The 736-nt window shown below is 71.1% G+C and carries 2 protein-coding genes; both read right to left on the bottom strand.

All coding sequences use genetic code 11. From position 1 onward, the window contains the following. Nucleotides 1–357, bottom strand: a 357-nt coding sequence (locus KUM32_RS39075) for a histidine phosphatase family protein (RefSeq protein WP_217146518.1), incomplete at its 3' end; no start/stop codon positions are given. Then, the gene (trxA, locus tag KUM32_RS39070; RefSeq protein WP_176161459.1) at nt 350–733 is read right to left on the bottom strand and encodes a thioredoxin; all 384 of its coding nucleotides are present in this window, start codon (nt 731–733) and stop codon (nt 350–352) included. The genes trxA and KUM32_RS39075, both read right to left, overlap by 8 nt. Nucleotides 734–736: the final 3 nt, after the last annotated feature.

The following is a 736-nucleotide window of genomic DNA, read 5'->3' as shown; positions in this document are numbered from 1 at the left end:
GCTCTCCCCCGGGCGCTCGGGGGACTCCTGTGGGGCGCCGTCGGTCCACAGGTCCCAGTGGGGGCGGGTGCGGTGGATGTCGGGCGTGGTCCGGCCCTCGTACGCGCCGTAGGCCCACTCGGTCAGGTCGCTCTCGACCTCGGCGCGGTCGAGCAGACCGGTCAACCGGGCCGTCTCCCGCGCCCGCACCCGCGGGCTGACCAGGACCCTCGCCAGGGTCCTGGTCGCCAGCAGCGGACGGAGGGCGCGCGCCTGCTCCGCGCCCCGCTCCGTGAGCGGCAGCTCAGTCCAGCTCGTGTGCTGGCCCGAACGGCTCCAGTCCGTCTCGCCGTGCCGCACCAGCAGCAGTTCAGTCACTCGCGCCCTGCTGCTTGGCCGCCGCGTCGGCGACCGAGGCGCGCACCTCGTCCATGTTCAGCGCGCGCGCCTGGCCGATGACGTCCTCCAGCGCGGTGGCCGGCAGCGCGCCGGGCTGGGCGAAGACCGCGATGTTGTCCCGGACGATCATCAGCGTCGGGATGGACTGGATCTCGAAGGCCGCCGCCAACTCCGGCTGCGCCTCGGTGTTGACCTTGGCGAAGACCAGGTCGTCGTGGCGCTCGGACGCGCTCTCGAAGACTGGGGAGAACGTGCGGCACGGGCCGCACCAGGAAGCCCAGAAGTCGATCAGGACGAATTCACTCCCGGAAACGATCTCGTCAAAGTTGTCCTTGGTGAGTTCCACCGTGCTCATGTG

Source organism: Streptomyces sp. AC627_RSS907 (genome assembly GCF_019049165.1).
This window is presented reverse-complemented; position numbering and strand designations above follow the sequence as displayed.